Consider the following 18,004-nt stretch of genomic DNA (forward strand, 5'->3'; position numbering starts at 1 on the left):
ACTGTCAACATGGAAAGGAGTGCATGTGATGAACGGAGAATACGTGATTTTACCAAAGGATGGGCTTGGTTTTCGGTTAGGAAAAGGACAATGTATGCGAGTGGTTGATGTCGAAGGGCAGCAAGTAGCAGATGTGATGGCCTATCATGAAAAGGATTTTTATGAAAAATTTGATCAAGGCGCTACAATGGACAGCCTGTTCTCTTCCAAGGTGAAAAAGGGAGATCAGCTTTATTCTAATTTATATAAACCAATGTTTACGGTCATTGAAGATACAGTCGAATGTCATGATTTATATATGCCTGCGTGCCGGCAAGAAATGTATCAACTCTTATATGGGCGTACGCACCTAGAGGTCATGCATACATGCTACGATAATCTCAGGACGGCCTTTGAGCCATTCGGGATTCCAAAAGAGGATATGTATTATCCTTTTAATGTCTTTATGAATACAGTCATTGATGACAAAGGAAAGTTGTCTGTCGAGCTGCCAAAATCGCTCTCCGGTGATTACATCCGCCTGCGTGCAGAAATGGACCTCATTGTCGCGGTGTCTGCATGTCCTGCCGACATTGGAAAATGCAATGGCTCAAGCTGTACATCCATCCGAGTGGAGATCGATTGAAAAGGAAAGACCAGTCAAAGCGGCTTGGTCTATTTCGTTTGTGAATGTTTGATCATTTATGAAAAAGGGGAACGTCTAAAAAATATCCTTTATCAAAACATGATATAATAAAGTGGCTAAAATCGTAGGTAAATCAATTGAAATGGAAGTAAAACCTGTTCTCTTCATGTAGAGGATGCTTAGGAGGAAAAGTGTATGAGTTTGCAGAAAAAAATCAGCCAAGAGTTGCATGTGCAGCCCTCAATTGACCCAAAGCAGGAGATCGAAAAACGGGTTGGATTTCTAAAGGCTTACTTGAAAAAGACCGGTGCAAAAGGATTCGTTCTCGGTATTAGTGGCGGACAGGATTCAACGCTTGCCGGCCGTCTCGCTCAGCTCGCTGTAAGTGAGCTTCGTCAAGAAGGAAAAGAGGATGCTGTCTTTATTGCAGTCCGTCTTCCGCATGGCACGCAGCAAGATGAAGACGATGCGCAGCTGGCTCTATCATTTATTCAGCCGGACAAGTCTTGGAAATATGACATCGCGCCTGCCGTGACGGCATTCAGTGAACAATATCAAAAGGAAACAGGCGGTGCGCTGTCTGATTTTAATAAAGGGAACGTCAAAGCACGCATGAGAATGATCGCACAGTATGCCGTCGGTGGACAGGAAGGCTTACTTGTCATTGGAACGGATCATGCAGCCGAAGCTGTGACGGGCTTTTTCACGAAGTATGGGGATGGCGGTGCAGATGTCCTTCCGCTCACAGGTTTAACGAAACGCCAAGGACGGTTGCTGCTTGAGACCCTTCAGGCGCCGGAGCGATTATACTTAAAGAAACCGACAGCCGATCTGCTGGATGACAAGCCTCAGCAAACGGATGAAACAGAACTTGGTATTACGTACAATGAAATTGATGATTACTTAGAAGGAAAACCAGTTTCAGATCAAGCAGCAGAAGCGATTGAAAAACGCTATGTTCAATCAGAACATAAACGTCAAGTACCAGCTTCTATGTTTGATGACTGGTGGAAATAAAATAAGTGACTTCTCCAGAAGATGGAGGGGTCTTTTTATGTCAAATTTCAGCTGAATTTGACAGAATGAATCGAAAATGGTTCATTAATTAGTAGAACGATCTACACAAGTCTGTTTGACTAAATAAAGGATATTTTGAAGAATAAGTGGTGAAATAATTAGTTCGATTCACTTAATTTCTCATCAAAAGACAGTATTTTCAGAAAAAATGATTGACGATAAAAACGAATGCGCTTACAATGAAAACACATTCCAAAAAGTGAAATTGAATTCCACTAGACGGAATTAAAGGAGTCGTTCATCTCCAAATAAGAGGCTAAAGGAATGATTCACACAATGAAAAATCGAAGTGCACTGGAAATATACAAAGAAGGAGGCGCTTGGTGGGAGACTGAGATTAGTCATATTCAAAAAAATTCAATTGAACTTCGGGGCTATCCAATTGAAGAGCTTATTGGTCAATTATCGTATCCACAAATGCTTTATTTACTGCTTGTTGGTGAATTACTAGATGATTCGAAGGCAGCTCTTTTTGAAAGTGTTCTGGTCGCAGGTGCGGATCATGGGCCAAGAGCACCGTCTATTGCAGCGGCAAGAATGGCGGTTACGTGCGGCATTTCGTTTAATTCTTCTGTTGCAACAGGGGTGAATCTATTAGGTGATATTCATGGCGGAGCCGGAGAAAAGGCGATGCGTATGTTATACGAAGCCAAAGCAGCCTACGATGAACACGAGGATATCAAGTCTGCTGCAAAGCAAGTATGTCAGACGTGGTTAGCCCGCAAGGAAAAAATTCCGGGAATCGGACATCAGCTGCATGATGATGATCCGAGAGTGAGGCGTCTGTATGAGCTGAGTCAAACATATGTGCAGCAAGGTGATATCAGCGGAACGTACTTACGGTTAGCTGAGGCGATTAGGCATGAACTTGAACAATTAAAAGGGAAAAAAATCACGATGAACATAGATGGTGTATCTGCTGCGATCCAATGTGAATTAAGCATTCCAGCTGAAGCGGCAAAAGGCATCTTTTCCTTATCGAGAGGAATGGGCATCGTGGCGCATGCATATGAAGAGCTGACAAAAGGTGCCCTAGTGAAAGGTCCTTGTCCGAATGAAGAAAGACTTGTTCGTTATGCGGGAGTCGGGACGCGTCACTTGAAGGAGGGTGAGAGAATTTGAGTGAATTGAAAGCGTTGTCATATATAAACGGCGAATGGCTGGATGCAAACCATGTCAAAGAAGACATTATCAATCCATACTCTGGGGAAATGATCGGTACATCCTATCTTGCCTCCTCAGAAGATATAGAACAGGCGCTTTCTATTGCGCAGCAAGCTAAAAAACAAATAGCGGCAATATCAGCATTAGAACGCTCAACGCTTCTAACAAAGGCAGCCGTCTTATTGGAAGAACAAAAAGAGCATTTTGCAAAACTCATTTCTTTAGAATTAGGCAAACCGCTTAAAAATACAAGAGATGAAGTCTCACGATCAATCGAAACGCTGGCGCAGTCAGCCGAAGAAGCCAATCGACTAATCGGTGAGACTATTCCTGGCAATGTATCTTCCCGTGGACAGAGAGCAATGGCGATGACATTTAAAGTGCCGGTTGGGGTTGTGCTGGCGATTACGCCTTTTAATGCGCCTCTCAACTTAATTTGTCACAAAATCGGTCCAGCTTTTGCGGCAGGGAATGCCATTATTTTAAAACCAGCACCGCAAACATCAGCTGTTGCCACAGCGTTTGTTAAGCTCCTGCTTGAAGCAGGGTTTCCTGAAAAGAGCCTGCAGCTTGTGATTGGAGGAGTAGACGCCGGCAGACAGTTAGTCACTGATGAAAGAACCAATCTTGTTTCTTTTACTGGCGGTGCGGTGGGCGGAGAACATATTTCAAACTCGGCTGGATTAAAAAAGGTACTGCTGGAACTCGGAGGAAACGGAGCGACGATTGTTCATCATGATGCAGATATCGAGCAAGCCGCATCTCTTTGCGCCAAAACGGGCTTTAGCAACTCTGGTCAAAGTTGTATTTCTGTTCAAAGAATTTATGTTCACAAGCAAATTTTGTCGATGTTTACTGAGACACTTAAACAAAAAGTAGAACAGCTCGTCGTTGGAGATCCGCTGTCTAGTGAAAGTGATATCGGCTGTATGGTTGATGTACAGGCAGCAAAACGTGTGGAGGCATGGATACAAGAGGCAGAGAAAATGGGTGCCGAGCTTCTATCTGGAGGACAACGAAATGGCGCAAGCATCACACCGGCTATTTTGCTAAACCCGCCAAAACAAGCCAAGGTCGTCTGTGAAGAAGTGTTCGGTCCAGTTGTCAGCATTCTCCCATATGAGGAGCTGGATGAGGCAATCAAAGAAGCAAACGATAGTCGATATGGTTTGCAGGCAGGTGTCTTTACGAATCAGCTAGATGTTGCGTTACACGCAGCAAAAGAGCTTGAAACTGGCGGCGTAGTCATCAATGGGACATCGAATTTCAGACTAGATCACTGGCCATATGGCGGGATTAAACGAAGCGGTATTGGAAGGGAAGGCCCGCGTTTCGCCATCGAGGAGATGACCGAAACCAAAATGGTTGTGCTGCCAAATGGGCTATAAAGGGGGCAGATGGATGTGAATGTCTTTCAGCAAAAGATGAAAAGTGCGCAGACAGGCGGTCAGCCAATGATTTGTATGCCGCTCATTGGACAAACAAAGGAAGAATTGTTTCTTGAAGTTGAGGTGTTAGCTGAGAAGAAGCCTGATGTGATAGAGTGGCGAGCGGATTTTTTCAATCACCTCAATAACAAGGAACAAGTCATCGACACCCTAAAAGGGATGATCGAAAAGGCAGATAACATCCCATTTTTATTCACCATTCGTTCTGAAAAAGAGGGCGGCGAACGCATCTCACTCTCAGAGGATGAAAAAGTTTCCCTGCTTGTCGAGCTTTGTACCACTCAGCTTGTGGCTGCCGTTGATTTTGAATTAATGCATGATGTCTCGCATATCCAGCAAGTCAGTCAGGCGGCTAAGAGAAACGGGGTCATCTTGATTGTGTCGTACCACGATTTCCAGCGTACTCCGGAGGCGGATCGGCTCGTGGAACTATTCACCAATGCAGAATCGGTCGGTGCCGACATCGCAAAGATCGCCGTCATGCCGCATTCCTATGAGGATGCATTGACACTACTTTCTGCGACAGGCAAGGCGAAAAAGCATCTGTCCATCCCCGTTATTTCGATGGCGATGGGGGAATATGGCGCCTTCACAAGAATGGTAGGTGGACTCTTTGGGTCTGTCATGACCTTTGCTGTAGGGAAAGAAAGCTCGGCACCTGGACAAGTTGCGATACAGGATTTGAATGCCGTTCTATCGATTGTGTTTTCAAAGAATCAGTGAGTAGCAGATTCATAGCTGCACCGTGAGAGGAGAGAAACATGAAGAAGAATATATCTACACAGGTCATTCAGTATTTAGAAAATCGAGGAGTTGAGCATATCTTCGGTCTGTGCGGTCATACGAATATTGCTTTTTTATCAGCCCTAGAAAAAAGCCGTATTCAATTTGTGAATGTTAGACATGAACAGATAGCGGCGCATGCAGCAGACGGTTATGCACGAGCGAAAAAACAGACGGCTGTTGTGCTCAGTCATTTAGGTCCTGGACTCACCAATGCGGCAACAGGCGTAGCGAATGCCGCACTCGATTCCATTCCAATGGTTGTCATTGCAGGAGATGTTCCAAGTCATTACTACGGAAAGCACCCACACCAAGAAATCAATCTTCATTCCGATGCTTCTCAATACGAAATTTATCGCCCGTTTGTGAAAAGAGCATGGCGAGTCGACATTCCAGAATTATTTCCAGAAATATTATCAAAAGCGTTTCAGTTAGCTGAAAGTGGCCGCCCTGGGCCAGTCCTGATTTCAGTTCCGATGGATGTGTTCTCAAAAGACTTAGATGTGTCGTTATTTGAACAAATCGCTCATCATACACACACCGTTGAAAAACCATCTATTGATGATCAAACAGCGAATCGGATAATAGATCGATTGCTGCAGGCAGACAAACCGCTCTTATATGTAGGGGGAGGCATTTTACTAGCCGATGCAGCAGAAGAGTTAAAGGCATTTTCTGACCATTTGAGTATCCCTGTTGCCCATTCTTTGATGGGGAAAGGGGCGATGCCGGATGATCATCCAATGACCCTTGGCATGACAGGGTTTTGGGGGACGAAATTTATCAATGATCAGTGTAAAGCAGCGGACTATATATTGGCTTTAGGCACCCGTTTTGCTGAAGCAGATGCGAGTTCGTGGGAATCGGAGTATACGTTCAATTTCCAATCAACCAAGCTCATTCATATTGACATTGATCCGAATGAAATTGGCCGGAACTATCCTGTTGAAATTGGAGCGGTAGCAGATCTCAAGCAGGCGTTGACTGTACTTAATCGTGTGGCGAAAGAAAGGCTGCCAGAAGGTCTGGATCGCCCTGAATTGAAAAAGGACATTGCGGCATATCGTGAGGAATTTCAGAAGAGCAATTTGACGAATATTCAAGACGAGTCTTTCCCAATGAAACCACAACGTATTTTGCAGGAAGTGCGCGAAGTATTGCCGCCAGATGCCTTCATTACAACCGATGTTGGCTGGAATAAAAATGGGGTCGGACAGCAATTTCCTGTATACACGCCAGGCACTATTTTAACCCCAGGTGGTTTTGCGACGATGGGATTTGGCGCTCCTGCTGCACTTGGAGCAAAGATTGCCCAGCCTGACCGTGTCGTTGTATCACTTGTTGGGGACGGCGGCTTCGGTCAAAATCCATCTGTTCTCGCAACAGCCATGGAAGAAAACATTCCTGTTGTGTGGATTGTGATGAACAACAGTGCGTTTGGGACGATCGCCGGCTTGCAAATGGCACACTATGAAACGACTTACGGCACTGTGTTTAGAAAAGATGGAGAAAGCTATTCGCCTGATTTTGCAGCCATTGCAAGAGGTTATGGGATGAAGGGGATCAAAATTACGGCGGCTTCTGAATTCAAAGAAGCTTTGGCTGAAGCAATCGCTTCTCAGGAGCCATGTGTCATTGATGTAGCGATGAAAAATGATCCAGTGCCTACTGATGGACATTGGAACATTAATGATATTTATTCACCAAATACAAAACGTTCACATGTCAGTGTGAACTAAACATGACTAGGGAGGAATCAACAATGAAAATTAAAGTATTAAATCCATTTCAAGACGGTCATCCATTATGGTTAGGTTTAGATCATCCAGAAGAGAAAATGATTCGGAAAGTGTTTCAAACGATCACACCAGATACCGTTGGATCAGAGCATATGATGGCAGGTCTCACTATTTTTGAGCCGGGCGAAGCAAGCTCGGTACACAATCACCCGGGTTCAGAAGAATTTGATTATGTGATTAAAGGGTCTGGCGAAGTCATTTGCGATGGAGAAAGACAATCATTTAAGCAAAATGACTTTATGTTTATTCCTGATGGTGTCCCGCATCAGCATGTGAACACAGGGGACGAACCTTTATGGCTGATTTGGCTCTATACACCGCAAGGGCAGCTTCCGAAGGACTAAAAAACCTTGCACGAGAGAAAGAAGAAAAGGGGCTAAAATAGAAAGCATTTTAGCCCTTTATCAATTGAACGAAAGGGAGTCAAGCAATGAATAAGAATACACCGCTTGAAGGAATCAAAATATTAGATGTTTCTACAATGATTGCTGCACCATACGGCGCGGTGCTTCTAGGGGATTTCGGTGCAGAGGTCATTAAAGTCGAGATTCCTGGAAAAGGGGATACACTGCGGCATGTTGGCCCTTTTGCAGATGGTGAACCTTTGAGATGGTCAGGGCTTTCAAGGAATAAGAAATCTCTTACACTCGATCTACACAAAGAAGAAGCAAAAGACATTTTTAAAAAGCTTGCAGCGCAGGTTGATGTGATCATTGAAAATTTTCGTCCGGGAACACTTGAAAAATGGGACGTTGGGTACGATGTATTAAAAGAAATCAACCCTCGTTTAATTATGATTCGAGTTTCGGGTTATGGACAAACCGGTCCATTTAAGGACAAAGCGGGGTTTGGGACACCTGCGACGGCGTTTAGCGGCTTTACATATATTCAAGGGTTTCCAGATCGGCATCCAGTCAGCCCTTCCTTTTCCCTTACGGATTATATCGCCGGAATCTATGTGGCGTTTGCCACTGTGACAGCGATGTATTACCGTGACACACATCCAAAAGGAACAGGGCAAATGGTGGATTTGGCTCTCTATGAATCTGTGTTCCGCATGTTAGAATTTTTGGTTGCTGAATATGACAAGCTAGGGAAGGTGCGTGAGCGTTCACCAGGGTTAAGCGGTCATTCAAGCCCTGCCGGCACCTATGAGACAAAGGATGGGCATTATTTGGTTCTTGTGACGAGTACAGATTCGACCTTTAATCGATTGGCAGAGGCGATGAATCGCTTAGATTTACTAGAGAACGAGAAATTCTCTGTGAATGCAGCCAGGCTGAAGCATAACGATGAAATGGATGCGATCGTCTCGCAGTGGATTGCGTCCAAAACAAGAGATGACGTCTTAGACATTCTAGATACACATGGTGTGCCTGTGAGTCCGATTCTAAGCATTCGGGATATCTTTGAGCATCCGCAATTTAAAGCACGAGAAAATATTGTCGAGGTGCATCACCCGCGACTTGGAAAAGTGAAGGTGCCTGGGATCATTCCGAAGTTTGAAAAAACCCCCGGCCGTATCCGCCATATTGCGCCTGATTTAGGTGAACATAATTATGAAATTTTAACGAAAATGCTTGGCTTCACAGAAGAAGAGTGTAAACAGTTAGAAGAAAAAGGGGTCATTTAAGACACTCAACCGATCCGCACGCTGCGGAAACAAAGGAGGATGGTTATGAAAGTGCATTCAGAACTGAAGGGGAACGACTTGCGGCCTGCTTATGCGAAACCAACAAAAGCTCGTTTCGGCATCTTGATTCTGTTGTTTTTTATTACCGCTATTAACTATATTGATCGAGCCAGTGTATCCATTGTTGCACCTGCGATTCAGTCTTCATTGCAATTAAACCCTGCCTTATTAGGCCTCATCTTTTCAGCATTTAGCTGGACCTATACAGCCATGCAGATCCCTGGCGGCTTTATTCTTGATAAGTTTGGATCAAAGGTAACGTATGGAATATCACTTGTGACTTGGTCTATTTTCACCGGTTTACAGGCGTTTGCGAACAGCTTTGCCTTCTTATTTGGCTGCCGTTTGTTTATCGGAATTACAGAATCTCCCGCATTTCCTGCGAATAACCGCATTGTGACCACATGGTTTCCAAGGCGGGAACGGGCATTTGCAACAGGGGTTTATACCGCTGGAGAGTATGTGGGGCTTGCATTTGCGACACCTCTTCTTTTTTGGATCATGACAACTTTCGATTGGAGAACCGTCTTTATCACTGCAGGTGCGCTCGGTATTATATTTGCTTTCTTTTGGTACAAGTATTATCACGAACCGAAAGAGCATCCGAAGATCAATGAAGATGAATTAGAATTGATCCGTCAAGGCGAAGGGCTGACAGTGGCATCACAGGAGAAACTGAAATGGGCAGACTTTGCCGCACTTTTGAAATATCGTAAATTGATTGGACTCTATATTGGTCAATTTTCTGTTGCGTCTACCCTCTTTTTCTTTTTAACATGGTTTCCGACCTATTTAGCAGAGGCGAAAAATATGGCCTTTCTCAAAGTGGGTTTTGCGGCATCCCTGCCATACATCGCTGCATTCTTTGGGGTGCTGTTTGGAGGATATGTGTCTGACTGGCTGCTTAAAAAGGGTGTATCGGTCAATGTAGCGAGAAAGCTGCCGGTTGTGGTCGGCTTGCTTCTAACAAGTACTATTGTTTTAGCGAATTTTACAACGAATATCCCGCTTGTGCTGACCATTTTATCCATCGCATCCTTTGCACAAGGACTGTCTAATATCTCCTGGACCATGCTGTCTGAGGTGGCACCAAGAGAAATGGTCGGGCTGGCTGGCGGCGTATTCAACTTTTTTGCTAACTTATCCGGCATCATCACCCCGCTGATCATCGGATTCATTGTATCGGCGACAGGCTCTTACAACGGCGGTATTTTATTCGTCAGCCTAGTGGCATTAGGGGGAGCGTTGTCGTATATCTTTATTGTAGGTAAGATTGAACGGATTCAATTAAAATAATAGAGAGTAAGAAAAAGAGAACTCATTGGGTTCTCTTTCAGCGTGTAGACAAACCCTCGCATTCGGTGTCAGTTCTGTGTGCCGGTGCTCACGAATGTCAAATTCGCTCCGCGCCAGTACTCGTCCTTTCTAGGGCTGCAAAGGTTTTCTATCACGCTGAAAAAAAGACAAAGGGCTAAAATCAAGTTCATTTTAGCCCTTTGTCAACAATCTTGAAAGAGAACTCATTGGGTTCTCTTTTTCTATGAATAAAAGATGACGGTGATGATCGTTGCACATGCGATACCCATGCTGATATAAAAACCAGCAAACCAGATATTCCATCGAGTGATTCGGTAAGGGTTAACCTTCATCAAATCGGCTAATAGGGAGACAGATACATTATATGGGCTAAACATGACCGTTGAGGTTCCAGCGATAATGAGCATGATGGCGATGGGAAGGGCAGGCAATTCATGAATGACAGGTGCCATCAAGCTCACTAAGAGGGCAAGCGAAACGAGCGGGTGAAAACCGCAAAGAGCGGTGATGAGAAAATACAGCCCGATGACCCCATAAACCCAAAAGGCATGATCTGATATACTGACGATAAATGCTTGAATCGGCTGCAAGCTGTTTGTGACAAGCAGCATATCGACAAAGAAGCCCGCGCTTAAAAATAGACACATATAATTGGAGAGCTGGCGGGTCCGTTCTTTCCAATGGGGAATAGAGACGGCTACATATTGTTTTCGTTTTTTGATGATAGACGAGAATAATAGAGCGAAAGGAATAATCGTCAGCACAACAGCGAACAGATAACCTTTCCCAATCCAGGCGTCAACAAGCGAAACGACTGTCATAAAACTGAGCAGCATGAAAGCAAGCTGAAGGGTTTTTCTCTTGATGCGATGAGGGTTGGAGTGAGCTTCCGCCGGCTGGCTGATATGCGGCAATCGTTTGCTTTGACGAGAAAACAGCAACCAATCCGTCAACAGCACAAGCACCATTAAACAAAACGTAACGGGTGCAATCTGATAATATTTCAATTTGGTTGCATCAATGGTGACACTCACCAGTACTTCGACAGGACTCCAGCTAAGACATAGCGCATATGACCTTAAAAGATTGCGCGTATAAAGGTGCTGTTTGACTTGTTCCTGAAGGGCGTTCAGCGACGGTTTCAAGGATGTATATAATAAGGGAATCGTTGCGATATTTAAAAACATGCCAAGAACATGAGTGACAAATGAACTCTTGCGATAAAGCTGATTTGTACTCGTTGTATGTAAGGTAAGCAGTTTATTTAATTGAGTATCGAAATGCCCAACATGTATGAGAGAATGAATAAATGGCAACATGAAAAATAAAGAAAGCAAGCCTAGCATGGAATGAAAATGAAGAAAAAGCGTATGCAAAGGCTGTTCTGACCAGAAAAATAACACCAATCCAATCAAGAGAAACATAGCACCCGTTTTCAAATAAAGCCCATTGGCCTTCTTAAAGGAAATGGTGAGCGAAGCAGCCGCCAGCAGACCAACCAAATAGGAGAGAATGGGAGCAGGGAATAGTTGATGAACGATGTATAAGCTAATAAGAAGTGTGAAAAGTAGCAGGTAGATCATGATATCTCCTCCATCAAAACATCTATCGGTTTTATTCCGTACAGTGGAATTTGTTTTCTTTTAATGGAACATTTAAAATGGATTATAGCAAAATTGGTCAATCATGTCGATAAGAAATCAAAGGGGAAAAGGAGAAAGTGAACATGGCTGATAAGAAGTCAAAAGAAGAATCAGGATTGCGTACCGTTCAGCGCGCTTTGGATATTCTTTCTTGCTTTAGCGAAGAACGTCAAGAGCTGACGCTAACGGACATTTCAAAAGAGATGAACTTAGCAATGTCTACCACAACGAGACTGCTCAAGGCACTTGAAATGAATCATTTTGTGGAAAAGAACCAAGAGACAATGAAGTACCGGCTCGGTCAAAGACTTTATCTTCTCGGTTATATTGCTGGGAAGTCCATCAAATTGAGGGAACTGGCAAAACCGCTCATGTACACACTTCGTGATGAAACAAAGGAAACCGTCAACCTGTATGTGCTGGATCACAAAAGCAGGGTATGTATTGAACAAGCCGAAGGGCTGCAATCGATTCGGCATCTTGTGAAAATCGGTGAGAAGCTGCCGTTATACGCTGGTGCTGGTGGAAAGGTGCTGCTTGCTTTCCAAAGCGAAGAGTTTCAACAGCAAGTTTTCGCGTCTGAGGCTGATCACATGACGATGGAGGAATGGCGAAAAGAATGTCGTCATATTCTTGAAACGCACACCGCTTGCAGTATTGATGAACGGGAAGTCGGATCGGCGGCAGTGGCGGCACCGATCTTTAACATTCATGGGGAGGTGCAGGCATGTTTATCCATATCTGGACCGACCCAACGATTTACTGAAGATGTCATCCCTCAGCTGCAGCAAAAAGTGAAAGAACATGCCGAGAAGCTCTCCGAACAGCTCGGTTACGTCGTCAAACACAATTTTTAAGAATGCCTATCTTTTCTCAGTCCATTTATCATATAATAGAAACATTATGTAGCATTCCTTGTCGTAAGGAGGACGTGTCACGAACATGAAAAACAATAGAGAGATTCCTGTGAGACAGCGAAATATTGTCCTCATTGGCTTTATGGGCGTTGGGAAAACAACCATTGGGCAGCTGGTTGCCAAAAAGTTATATAGAGATTTTATTGATGTTGATCAGGAGATTGAGAAAAAGTACAACATGACGATTCCAGAAATGTTTCAGCAAAAAGGAGAAGCGTTCTTCAGGCAGGCTGAAAAGGACTATATCGTCGATTTATGTGAACATACTCAGCTAAAGATCGTGTCTCTTGGAGGCGGTGCGTTTAAACAGGAAGAAATCAAACGATCTTGCTTAAAGCATTGTACGGTTCTTTTCCTTGACCTATCTTGGGAGAATTGGAAGCAGCGGCTGGATATTTTAATTGAAAACCGTCCTGTTCTTCATAACCGCACGCTTGACGAGATGAAAGAGCTGTTTGAAGAGCGCCGGGAAATTTATTCCCTCCATAACTCAAGAGTGGAAACAGATCATCTAGAAGCTGAAGAAGTCGCCAATTATATTGTCGACACACTCAAGCTTGGCTGGGATCTATATTCGAAATAAAAAAGTCTATCCTAAGGGGTAGACTTTTTCTATTAGATCTAGAGTAGTCAAAGAAATGACAGTATAAGTTGGATGATGGATGAAAAAAAGAAGAAAAGATGTTTTTTTCTTCGTCACTATATCAAAATGTATGCATCCTTTATGTGGTGTGTCTAGCCGTTTGAAAAAAGTGGTGATTAGACTACAACTAGGTCAAGATGATGAGGTTATTTGATTGATGTGGGAAACGACATATATCTCTCATTTTCTTTTTTTGAAAAAATAAAATAGTATCTAAATTCCAATAATAGTTTTTTGAATTATTATAATTTTTAAAAATCTGGTTGACACCTTCGGTTATATCATTCTATGATTATTAACGTAAACGCTTACCGTAAACGTTTACTATAACGGATGGGGAGGAATTTGTTGATGAAAAATAAAGAAAAATGGAGCGGTGTATTCCCGGCAGTCTTAATTCCTTTTAAAGATGACTATTCAATTGATGAACCTGCTTTTCGTAAGCTTGTTCGCTGGGTGGCGGAGCACGAAGGGATTAATGGGATCGTTGTCAATGGACATACTGGCGAGATTATGACTTTGTTGCCACATGAACGAGCTGAAGCTGTGCGTATTGCAGCCGACGAATTAAAGGGAGAAATTCCTGTCATTTCTGGGGTTTCAGCTGAAGGGACAATTGAAGCGATCCAGCATGCAAAAGCAGTGGAGGAAGCTGGAGGAGAAGGTATTCTTCTTATGCCACCACATTCATGGCTGAGATTCGGTATGCAGCCTGAGTCACCTGTCCAATTCTTTAAAGATGTTGCAGAAGCAATTGACATTTCAATCATCGTTCATCAATATCCAACATGGACAAAAACCTCTTATACAACCAGTCAATTATTAGAAATGTCGGAGATTCCAAACGTTGTCTCATTTAAAATCGGTCAAAGAGACATGGCGCAATATGAAGTCGATGTGCGCGCACTGAAAAAGCATGCACCAGATGTATCGTTGCTCACATGTCACGATGAATATTTATTGCCAACATTAGTTCAAGGGATTGATGGGGCGCTTGTAGGTTTCGGCTGCTTTGTACCAGATTTGATTGCTGAGCTTGTGAAATGTGTGGAAGAACAAGACCTTGTAGCGGCTAATAAAGTTTACGATAGAATCTTTGAATTAAAGCATGCTGTGTATAAAATGGATGAACCTTCCTCTACCTCTCATCTGCGAATGAAGGAAGCGATGTTCCAGCGAGGTTTGATCAGCAGTTCGCTTGCGAGGAAACCAGTATTACCTTTAACTCAAAAGGAAAAAGAAGAGATTCGTCAGGGTCTTCAAAGTGTTGGTTTACTTAAGGAAAACGTTAGTAAATAACAGACCATTGATTTCATGATGAAGGTGAGTCAGGTTATAATAGAGTATAAAACAACAGACTCCCGGAGGTATGAAATGTGTCAGTAAGTATTAAAGATGTCGCATTGAAAGCTGGAGTATCTATCGCCTCTGTTTCCCGAGTATTAAGTGGCAAACCAGGAGTAGGTGCTCAAACGGCTGAAAGAATCAAACAAGTGATTGATGAATTAGGCTATCGTCCTAATTTAGGGGCTAGAGGGCTCGTTAAAAGAAAGACTGGCAATATTGCTGTCGTGGTTCCTCGTGGTTCATATATTTTGAATAATCCATTTTTTTCGACGATTTTAGATGGGATAGCGAAGGAATTAGATGAGACTGAATTCAATATGTTGATGTCATTTACATCTGTACAGCAGCAGCGATTACTTGAAACGCAGGCTGTAGATGGTGCCATTTTATTTTCTCCAAGAAATGAAGAATTGAGCATGGATTGGTTAAAAAGTTTAGCTATTCCCATTATCGTTGTCGGAAGTTACTTAGAGGATTCTCCATTTCCATGTGTCAGGCCAGATGATGAGGAAGGTGTGTGTCAATCTGTCACGGCCTTATTTGATAAAGGTCATCGAACCATTGGACTGGTCAATGGTCCAATGAGTTCGATGCATAGTGTGAGGTATTACAAGGGGTATGAGCGTACACTGAAAAGTTTAGGATTAACAATGAACAAAGAGCTTGTGTTTGAGTTAGATGAATTTGATGGGGGAAAAGTAGTAGAAGTGGTTTCTCAATTTCTCCAAGGAAACCAGCACATGACTGGAGTTGTTTGCTCTTCAGATTTTTTGGCGATAGGGGTCATGAAAGCGGCAGATATCGCAAATGTGTCAATACCTCATGATTTGTCTGTCGTTGGTGCTGATGATGTGCCCATTGCAAGTTTTCTAACCCCTTCTTTATCTTCTGTTCATGTTGATTTAGTTGGAATGGGAAGAAAAGCGGTTTCTTTACTAACGCAGTTAGTAGAAGGAGAACAGTTAGAGAAAATGGAACATATCTTCCCGATGTACTATGTAGATCGTGGCACCACGGGAACGCCAAAAAAGAAATGATAGATGCTGAAAACTCAAATGATCGCCTTAGAATGTCTCTTCATTTAAAATGTAAGCGATTTCTTTTGTGCTCATCAGCATGTACTTTTGCATCATTTCCTCTATTAAGGAGGAGATATCATGACGTTAGAACTCAGCGGAAATTCAAATTCTCATGATGAGCAAGTTGTTGATAGAGCTTCACAACTATTGACTAGGATGGAAAGTGTACCTTTTTCGAGATGGCATTTAAAACCTCGTATCATTATGGGATCTGCTACCTTTTTTGATGCTTTTGATGCACTATCTTTAGCGTTTGTTCTCCCAGTTCTCATCGGCATGTGGAACTTATCACCTGCTCAAATTGGACTTCTTATTGGGTCTGGTTATATCGGACAAGCGATTGGTGCTATTTTCTTTGGATGGTTAGCAGAAAGACGTGGCCGTGTATTTAGTGCAAAGTGGACTGTATTTCTCATGTCTATTATGAGTATCGCATGTGTATTTTCAGGTAACTTTATGGCCCTTTTTATTTTTCGTTTTATACAGGGGATTGGAGTAGGAGGAGAAGTGCCAGTAGCGGCCTCATATATCAATGAGTTGTCCCGGGCCCAAGGCAGAGGGAGATTTTTTATGCTTTATGAGATGATTTTTCCATTAGGATTAATGATCTCAGCTCAAATTGGTGCATTTGTTGTCCCTAGCTTTGGATGGAAATGGATGTTCTTGATTGGTGGAATTGGCGGTTTAATCGTCTTTGTCTTCTTTTTCATGTTGCGTGAATCTCCAAGATGGCTTATTTCAAAAGGCAGGTTAGATGAAGCCGAAAGAATCATTGAAGAGATTGAAGCTAGTACGGACAAACGAATGCCTGTTGCAAAGCAAGTGTCCAGCAGCACTGAAAAAGGCGACTGGAAAGAGCTCTTTTCTACTTTTTATCGTCAAAGAACATTGATCGTATGGGGACTATGGTTTTCTGCCTACTTTGTATCGAATGGATTAAATAACTGGTTACCGAGTCTTTATAATACGGTTTACAATTTGCCAGTTGGAGATTCATTAAGGGCAGCCTCTCTCACAAATATTTTACAGACCATAGGGGTATTCGCTTGTGCATTTTTAATCGATAAAGTAGGACGGAAGCGCTGGGCAACCATTGCATTTATCGTAACAGGTGCTTTATTAACGGCTTTATGGATCAGCGGAGCAAATTCTCCAGAAAGCGTTATTTATTTAGGGTCCGCTGCCTACGGAATGATGGGGACAATTACAGTTCTTCTCTATTTATATACACCTGAAATCTATCCAACCCGTATGAGGGTAATTGGTACGGCATTTGCTACAGCGTGGCTTAGGCTGGCCTCAGCGATCGCTCCTATTATGATAGGTTTTATTTTAGAGGTGAGCGGTGTTTCAACTATTTTTATTCTTTTTGCAAGTGTGACTGTAGTGGGAGCAATTCTTGCTTTTAAAATGATCGAAACGAGAGAGAAAGTATTAGAGGATATTGCACCGTAAGTGATGCATGCAGTGAAGAACTTATTCTAAAGAGGGTAGGTTCTTTTTTTATTCAGAGGATTTACGTACACTTTTGAAAAAGCCTAACCTACCTCAGTTCAATTATCTTATAATAGAAACATCATGCAGCACTCCTTGTCACGAACATGAAAAGTAATATCTATCAGATAGTGGAAATGTAGAATCAAAATATAAAAGTCTACCGGCTAGGGTAGACTTTTTCGATCAGTTTAATGTTTGATCCCTTGAAGCAGTGCGGCTTTTAGGCAAAAGGATATTGGCTGACGATGTTCGTCGAATTGCAGTTGAAACAGCTGTTTCGTTTCATCGTCTGCAGCATGAAGGTGGGCAACGATTTCCTTTTGAACATTTTCTGGTGTATGTCCTCGTATGATCCAGTCCTGATAATCAATATGCAGATCCCAGTAACGGATATCTTCTTTCGTCAGATGGTTGTCAGCGAAAAGCTCTTTCCATTCTGATAACGAGCTTTCTCGCACATGGGAGGGATCTCTCAGTCTATTTAAATGATTAATAAAGTCATCCTGTGCTTGGTTTTCAGGTGCATAATGATCGACAAGTAGAAATTTGCCGCCTTTCTTTAAGACTCGGCTGATTTCAGACATGGCTGCCGGGAGATGTGGGAAGTGATGAGCAGCAAATCGGCATGTGACCAGATCAAATGATGCATCAGAAAAGGGCAATGCGTCTGCGGATGCCTGCTCAAACGTAATGTGGTTCAGCTGTCGCTCTTCCGCAAGTGCTGTAGCAACCTCGATCATTTTGGGTGTGACATCAATCCCGATTCCTTTAGAGATGACGTCTGAAAAGGAAAAAACGGTATGACCTGCCGCGCAGCCGATATCAAGTAGATGCTCATCGCCCTTTGCCTTCGCCGCCGTTTTCATCCATTCAAGTTCTTTTCCCGCTGCAAAGATGGGTGAATCTCGGTAGTTCTCCGCATTTTGTGAGAATTGTTTCTCGGCTTTTGAATATGGATTCATTCCTTTACCC

The 18,004-nt window shown here is 43.0% G+C and carries 16 protein-coding genes; 14 read left to right on the forward strand and 2 right to left on the reverse strand.

Annotated features, from left to right (window positions below; genetic code table 11):
- Window positions 1-28 precede the first annotated feature (28 nt).
- From LCD34_RS12130 to LCD34_RS12170, 9 genes are all read left to right on the forward strand, one after another.
- The gene (locus tag LCD34_RS12130) at window positions 29-625 is read left to right on the forward strand and encodes a DUF1989 domain-containing protein (protein ID WP_008342104.1); all 597 of its coding nucleotides are present in this window, start codon (window positions 29-31) and stop codon (window positions 623-625) included.
- A 195-nt stretch (window positions 626-820) separates the two neighbouring features.
- Window positions 821-1,642, forward strand: coding sequence for an ammonia-dependent NAD(+) synthetase (nadE, locus tag LCD34_RS12135; RefSeq protein WP_007498287.1), 822 nt, complete (start codon window positions 821-823; stop codon window positions 1,640-1,642).
- A gap of 324 nt (window positions 1,643-1,966) precedes the next feature.
- Entirely contained in the window at window positions 1,967-2,824 is an 858-nt protein-coding gene (locus LCD34_RS12140; RefSeq protein ID WP_017358571.1) for a citryl-CoA lyase, read from the forward strand.
- The gene (locus LCD34_RS12145; RefSeq protein ID WP_224559175.1) at window positions 2,821-4,254 is read left to right on the forward strand and encodes an aldehyde dehydrogenase family protein; all 1,434 of its coding nucleotides are present in this window, start codon (window positions 2,821-2,823) and stop codon (window positions 4,252-4,254) included. The genes LCD34_RS12140 and LCD34_RS12145 overlap by 4 nt, the downstream gene beginning before the upstream one ends.
- A gap of 9 nt (window positions 4,255-4,263) precedes the next feature.
- The gene (gene aroD / locus LCD34_RS12150) at window positions 4,264-5,037 is read left to right on the forward strand and encodes a type I 3-dehydroquinate dehydratase (RefSeq protein ID WP_224559184.1); all 774 of its coding nucleotides are present in this window, start codon (window positions 4,264-4,266) and stop codon (window positions 5,035-5,037) included.
- Window positions 5,038-5,075: 38 nt separating this feature from the next.
- The gene (locus LCD34_RS12155; RefSeq protein WP_060780740.1) at window positions 5,076-6,836 is read left to right on the forward strand and encodes a thiamine pyrophosphate-binding protein; all 1,761 of its coding nucleotides are present in this window, start codon (window positions 5,076-5,078) and stop codon (window positions 6,834-6,836) included.
- 23 nt (window positions 6,837-6,859) lie between these two features.
- Window positions 6,860-7,240 (forward strand): cupin domain-containing protein, encoded by a 381-nt coding sequence (locus tag LCD34_RS12160; RefSeq protein WP_017366575.1) that lies wholly within the window; start codon window positions 6,860-6,862, stop codon window positions 7,238-7,240.
- 86 nt (window positions 7,241-7,326) lie between these two features.
- On the forward strand, window positions 7,327-8,529 hold the full coding sequence (locus LCD34_RS12165) for a CaiB/BaiF CoA transferase family protein (protein WP_146271393.1): 1,203 nt from the start codon (window positions 7,327-7,329) through the stop codon (window positions 8,527-8,529).
- Between the two features lie 45 nt (window positions 8,530-8,574).
- Window positions 8,575-9,885 carry an MFS transporter gene (locus tag LCD34_RS12170; protein WP_025206713.1) on the forward strand — a complete coding sequence of 437 codons (1,311 nt, stop codon included), beginning with the start codon at window positions 8,575-8,577 and terminating at the stop codon, window positions 9,883-9,885.
- A gap of 242 nt (window positions 9,886-10,127) precedes the next feature.
- Here LCD34_RS12170 and LCD34_RS12175 read toward each other — a convergent pair whose 3' ends face one another.
- Window positions 10,128-11,489 (reverse strand): hypothetical protein, encoded by a 1,362-nt coding sequence (locus LCD34_RS12175; RefSeq protein WP_046527181.1) that lies wholly within the window; start codon window positions 11,487-11,489, stop codon window positions 10,128-10,130.
- 143 nt (window positions 11,490-11,632) lie between these two features.
- On the opposite strand from LCD34_RS12175, the gene LCD34_RS12180 reads away from it, so the two are divergent.
- The 5 genes from LCD34_RS12180 to LCD34_RS12200 all read left to right on the forward strand — a co-directional run bounded on the left by LCD34_RS12180 (window position 11,633) and on the right by LCD34_RS12200 (window position 16,990).
- Window positions 11,633-12,406 (forward strand): IclR family transcriptional regulator, encoded by a 774-nt coding sequence (locus LCD34_RS12180; protein WP_008342083.1) that lies wholly within the window; start codon window positions 11,633-11,635, stop codon window positions 12,404-12,406.
- Between the two features lie 85 nt (window positions 12,407-12,491).
- On the forward strand, window positions 12,492-13,049 hold the full coding sequence (locus tag LCD34_RS12185; RefSeq protein WP_007498270.1) for a shikimate kinase: 558 nt from the start codon (window positions 12,492-12,494) through the stop codon (window positions 13,047-13,049).
- Between the two features lie 411 nt (window positions 13,050-13,460).
- Window positions 13,461-14,408, forward strand: a complete 948-nt coding sequence (locus LCD34_RS12190) for a dihydrodipicolinate synthase family protein (RefSeq protein WP_039166333.1) — start codon at window positions 13,461-13,463, stop codon at window positions 14,406-14,408.
- A 77-nt stretch (window positions 14,409-14,485) separates the two neighbouring features.
- Entirely contained in the window at window positions 14,486-15,493 is a 1,008-nt protein-coding gene (locus LCD34_RS12195; protein WP_017358562.1) for a LacI family DNA-binding transcriptional regulator, read from the forward strand.
- 120 nt (window positions 15,494-15,613) lie between these two features.
- Window positions 15,614-16,990: an MFS transporter gene (locus LCD34_RS12200; RefSeq protein ID WP_224559186.1), complete on the forward strand. Its 1,377-nt coding sequence runs from the start codon at window positions 15,614-15,616 to the stop codon at window positions 16,988-16,990.
- Between the two features lie 230 nt (window positions 16,991-17,220).
- Here the strand turns inward: LCD34_RS12200 and LCD34_RS12205 are convergent, their stop codons facing one another.
- A complete protein-coding gene (locus LCD34_RS12205) occupies window positions 17,221-17,994 on the reverse strand; it encodes a class I SAM-dependent methyltransferase (RefSeq protein ID WP_224559188.1) in 774 nt (257 codons plus the stop codon).
- Between the last annotated feature and the right edge of the window lie 10 nt (window positions 17,995-18,004).

Source organism: Bacillus sp. RAR_M1_44, from assembly GCF_020165935.1.
GTDB classification, from domain to species: Bacteria; Bacillota; Bacilli; order Bacillales; family Bacillaceae; genus Bacillus; species Bacillus altitudinis.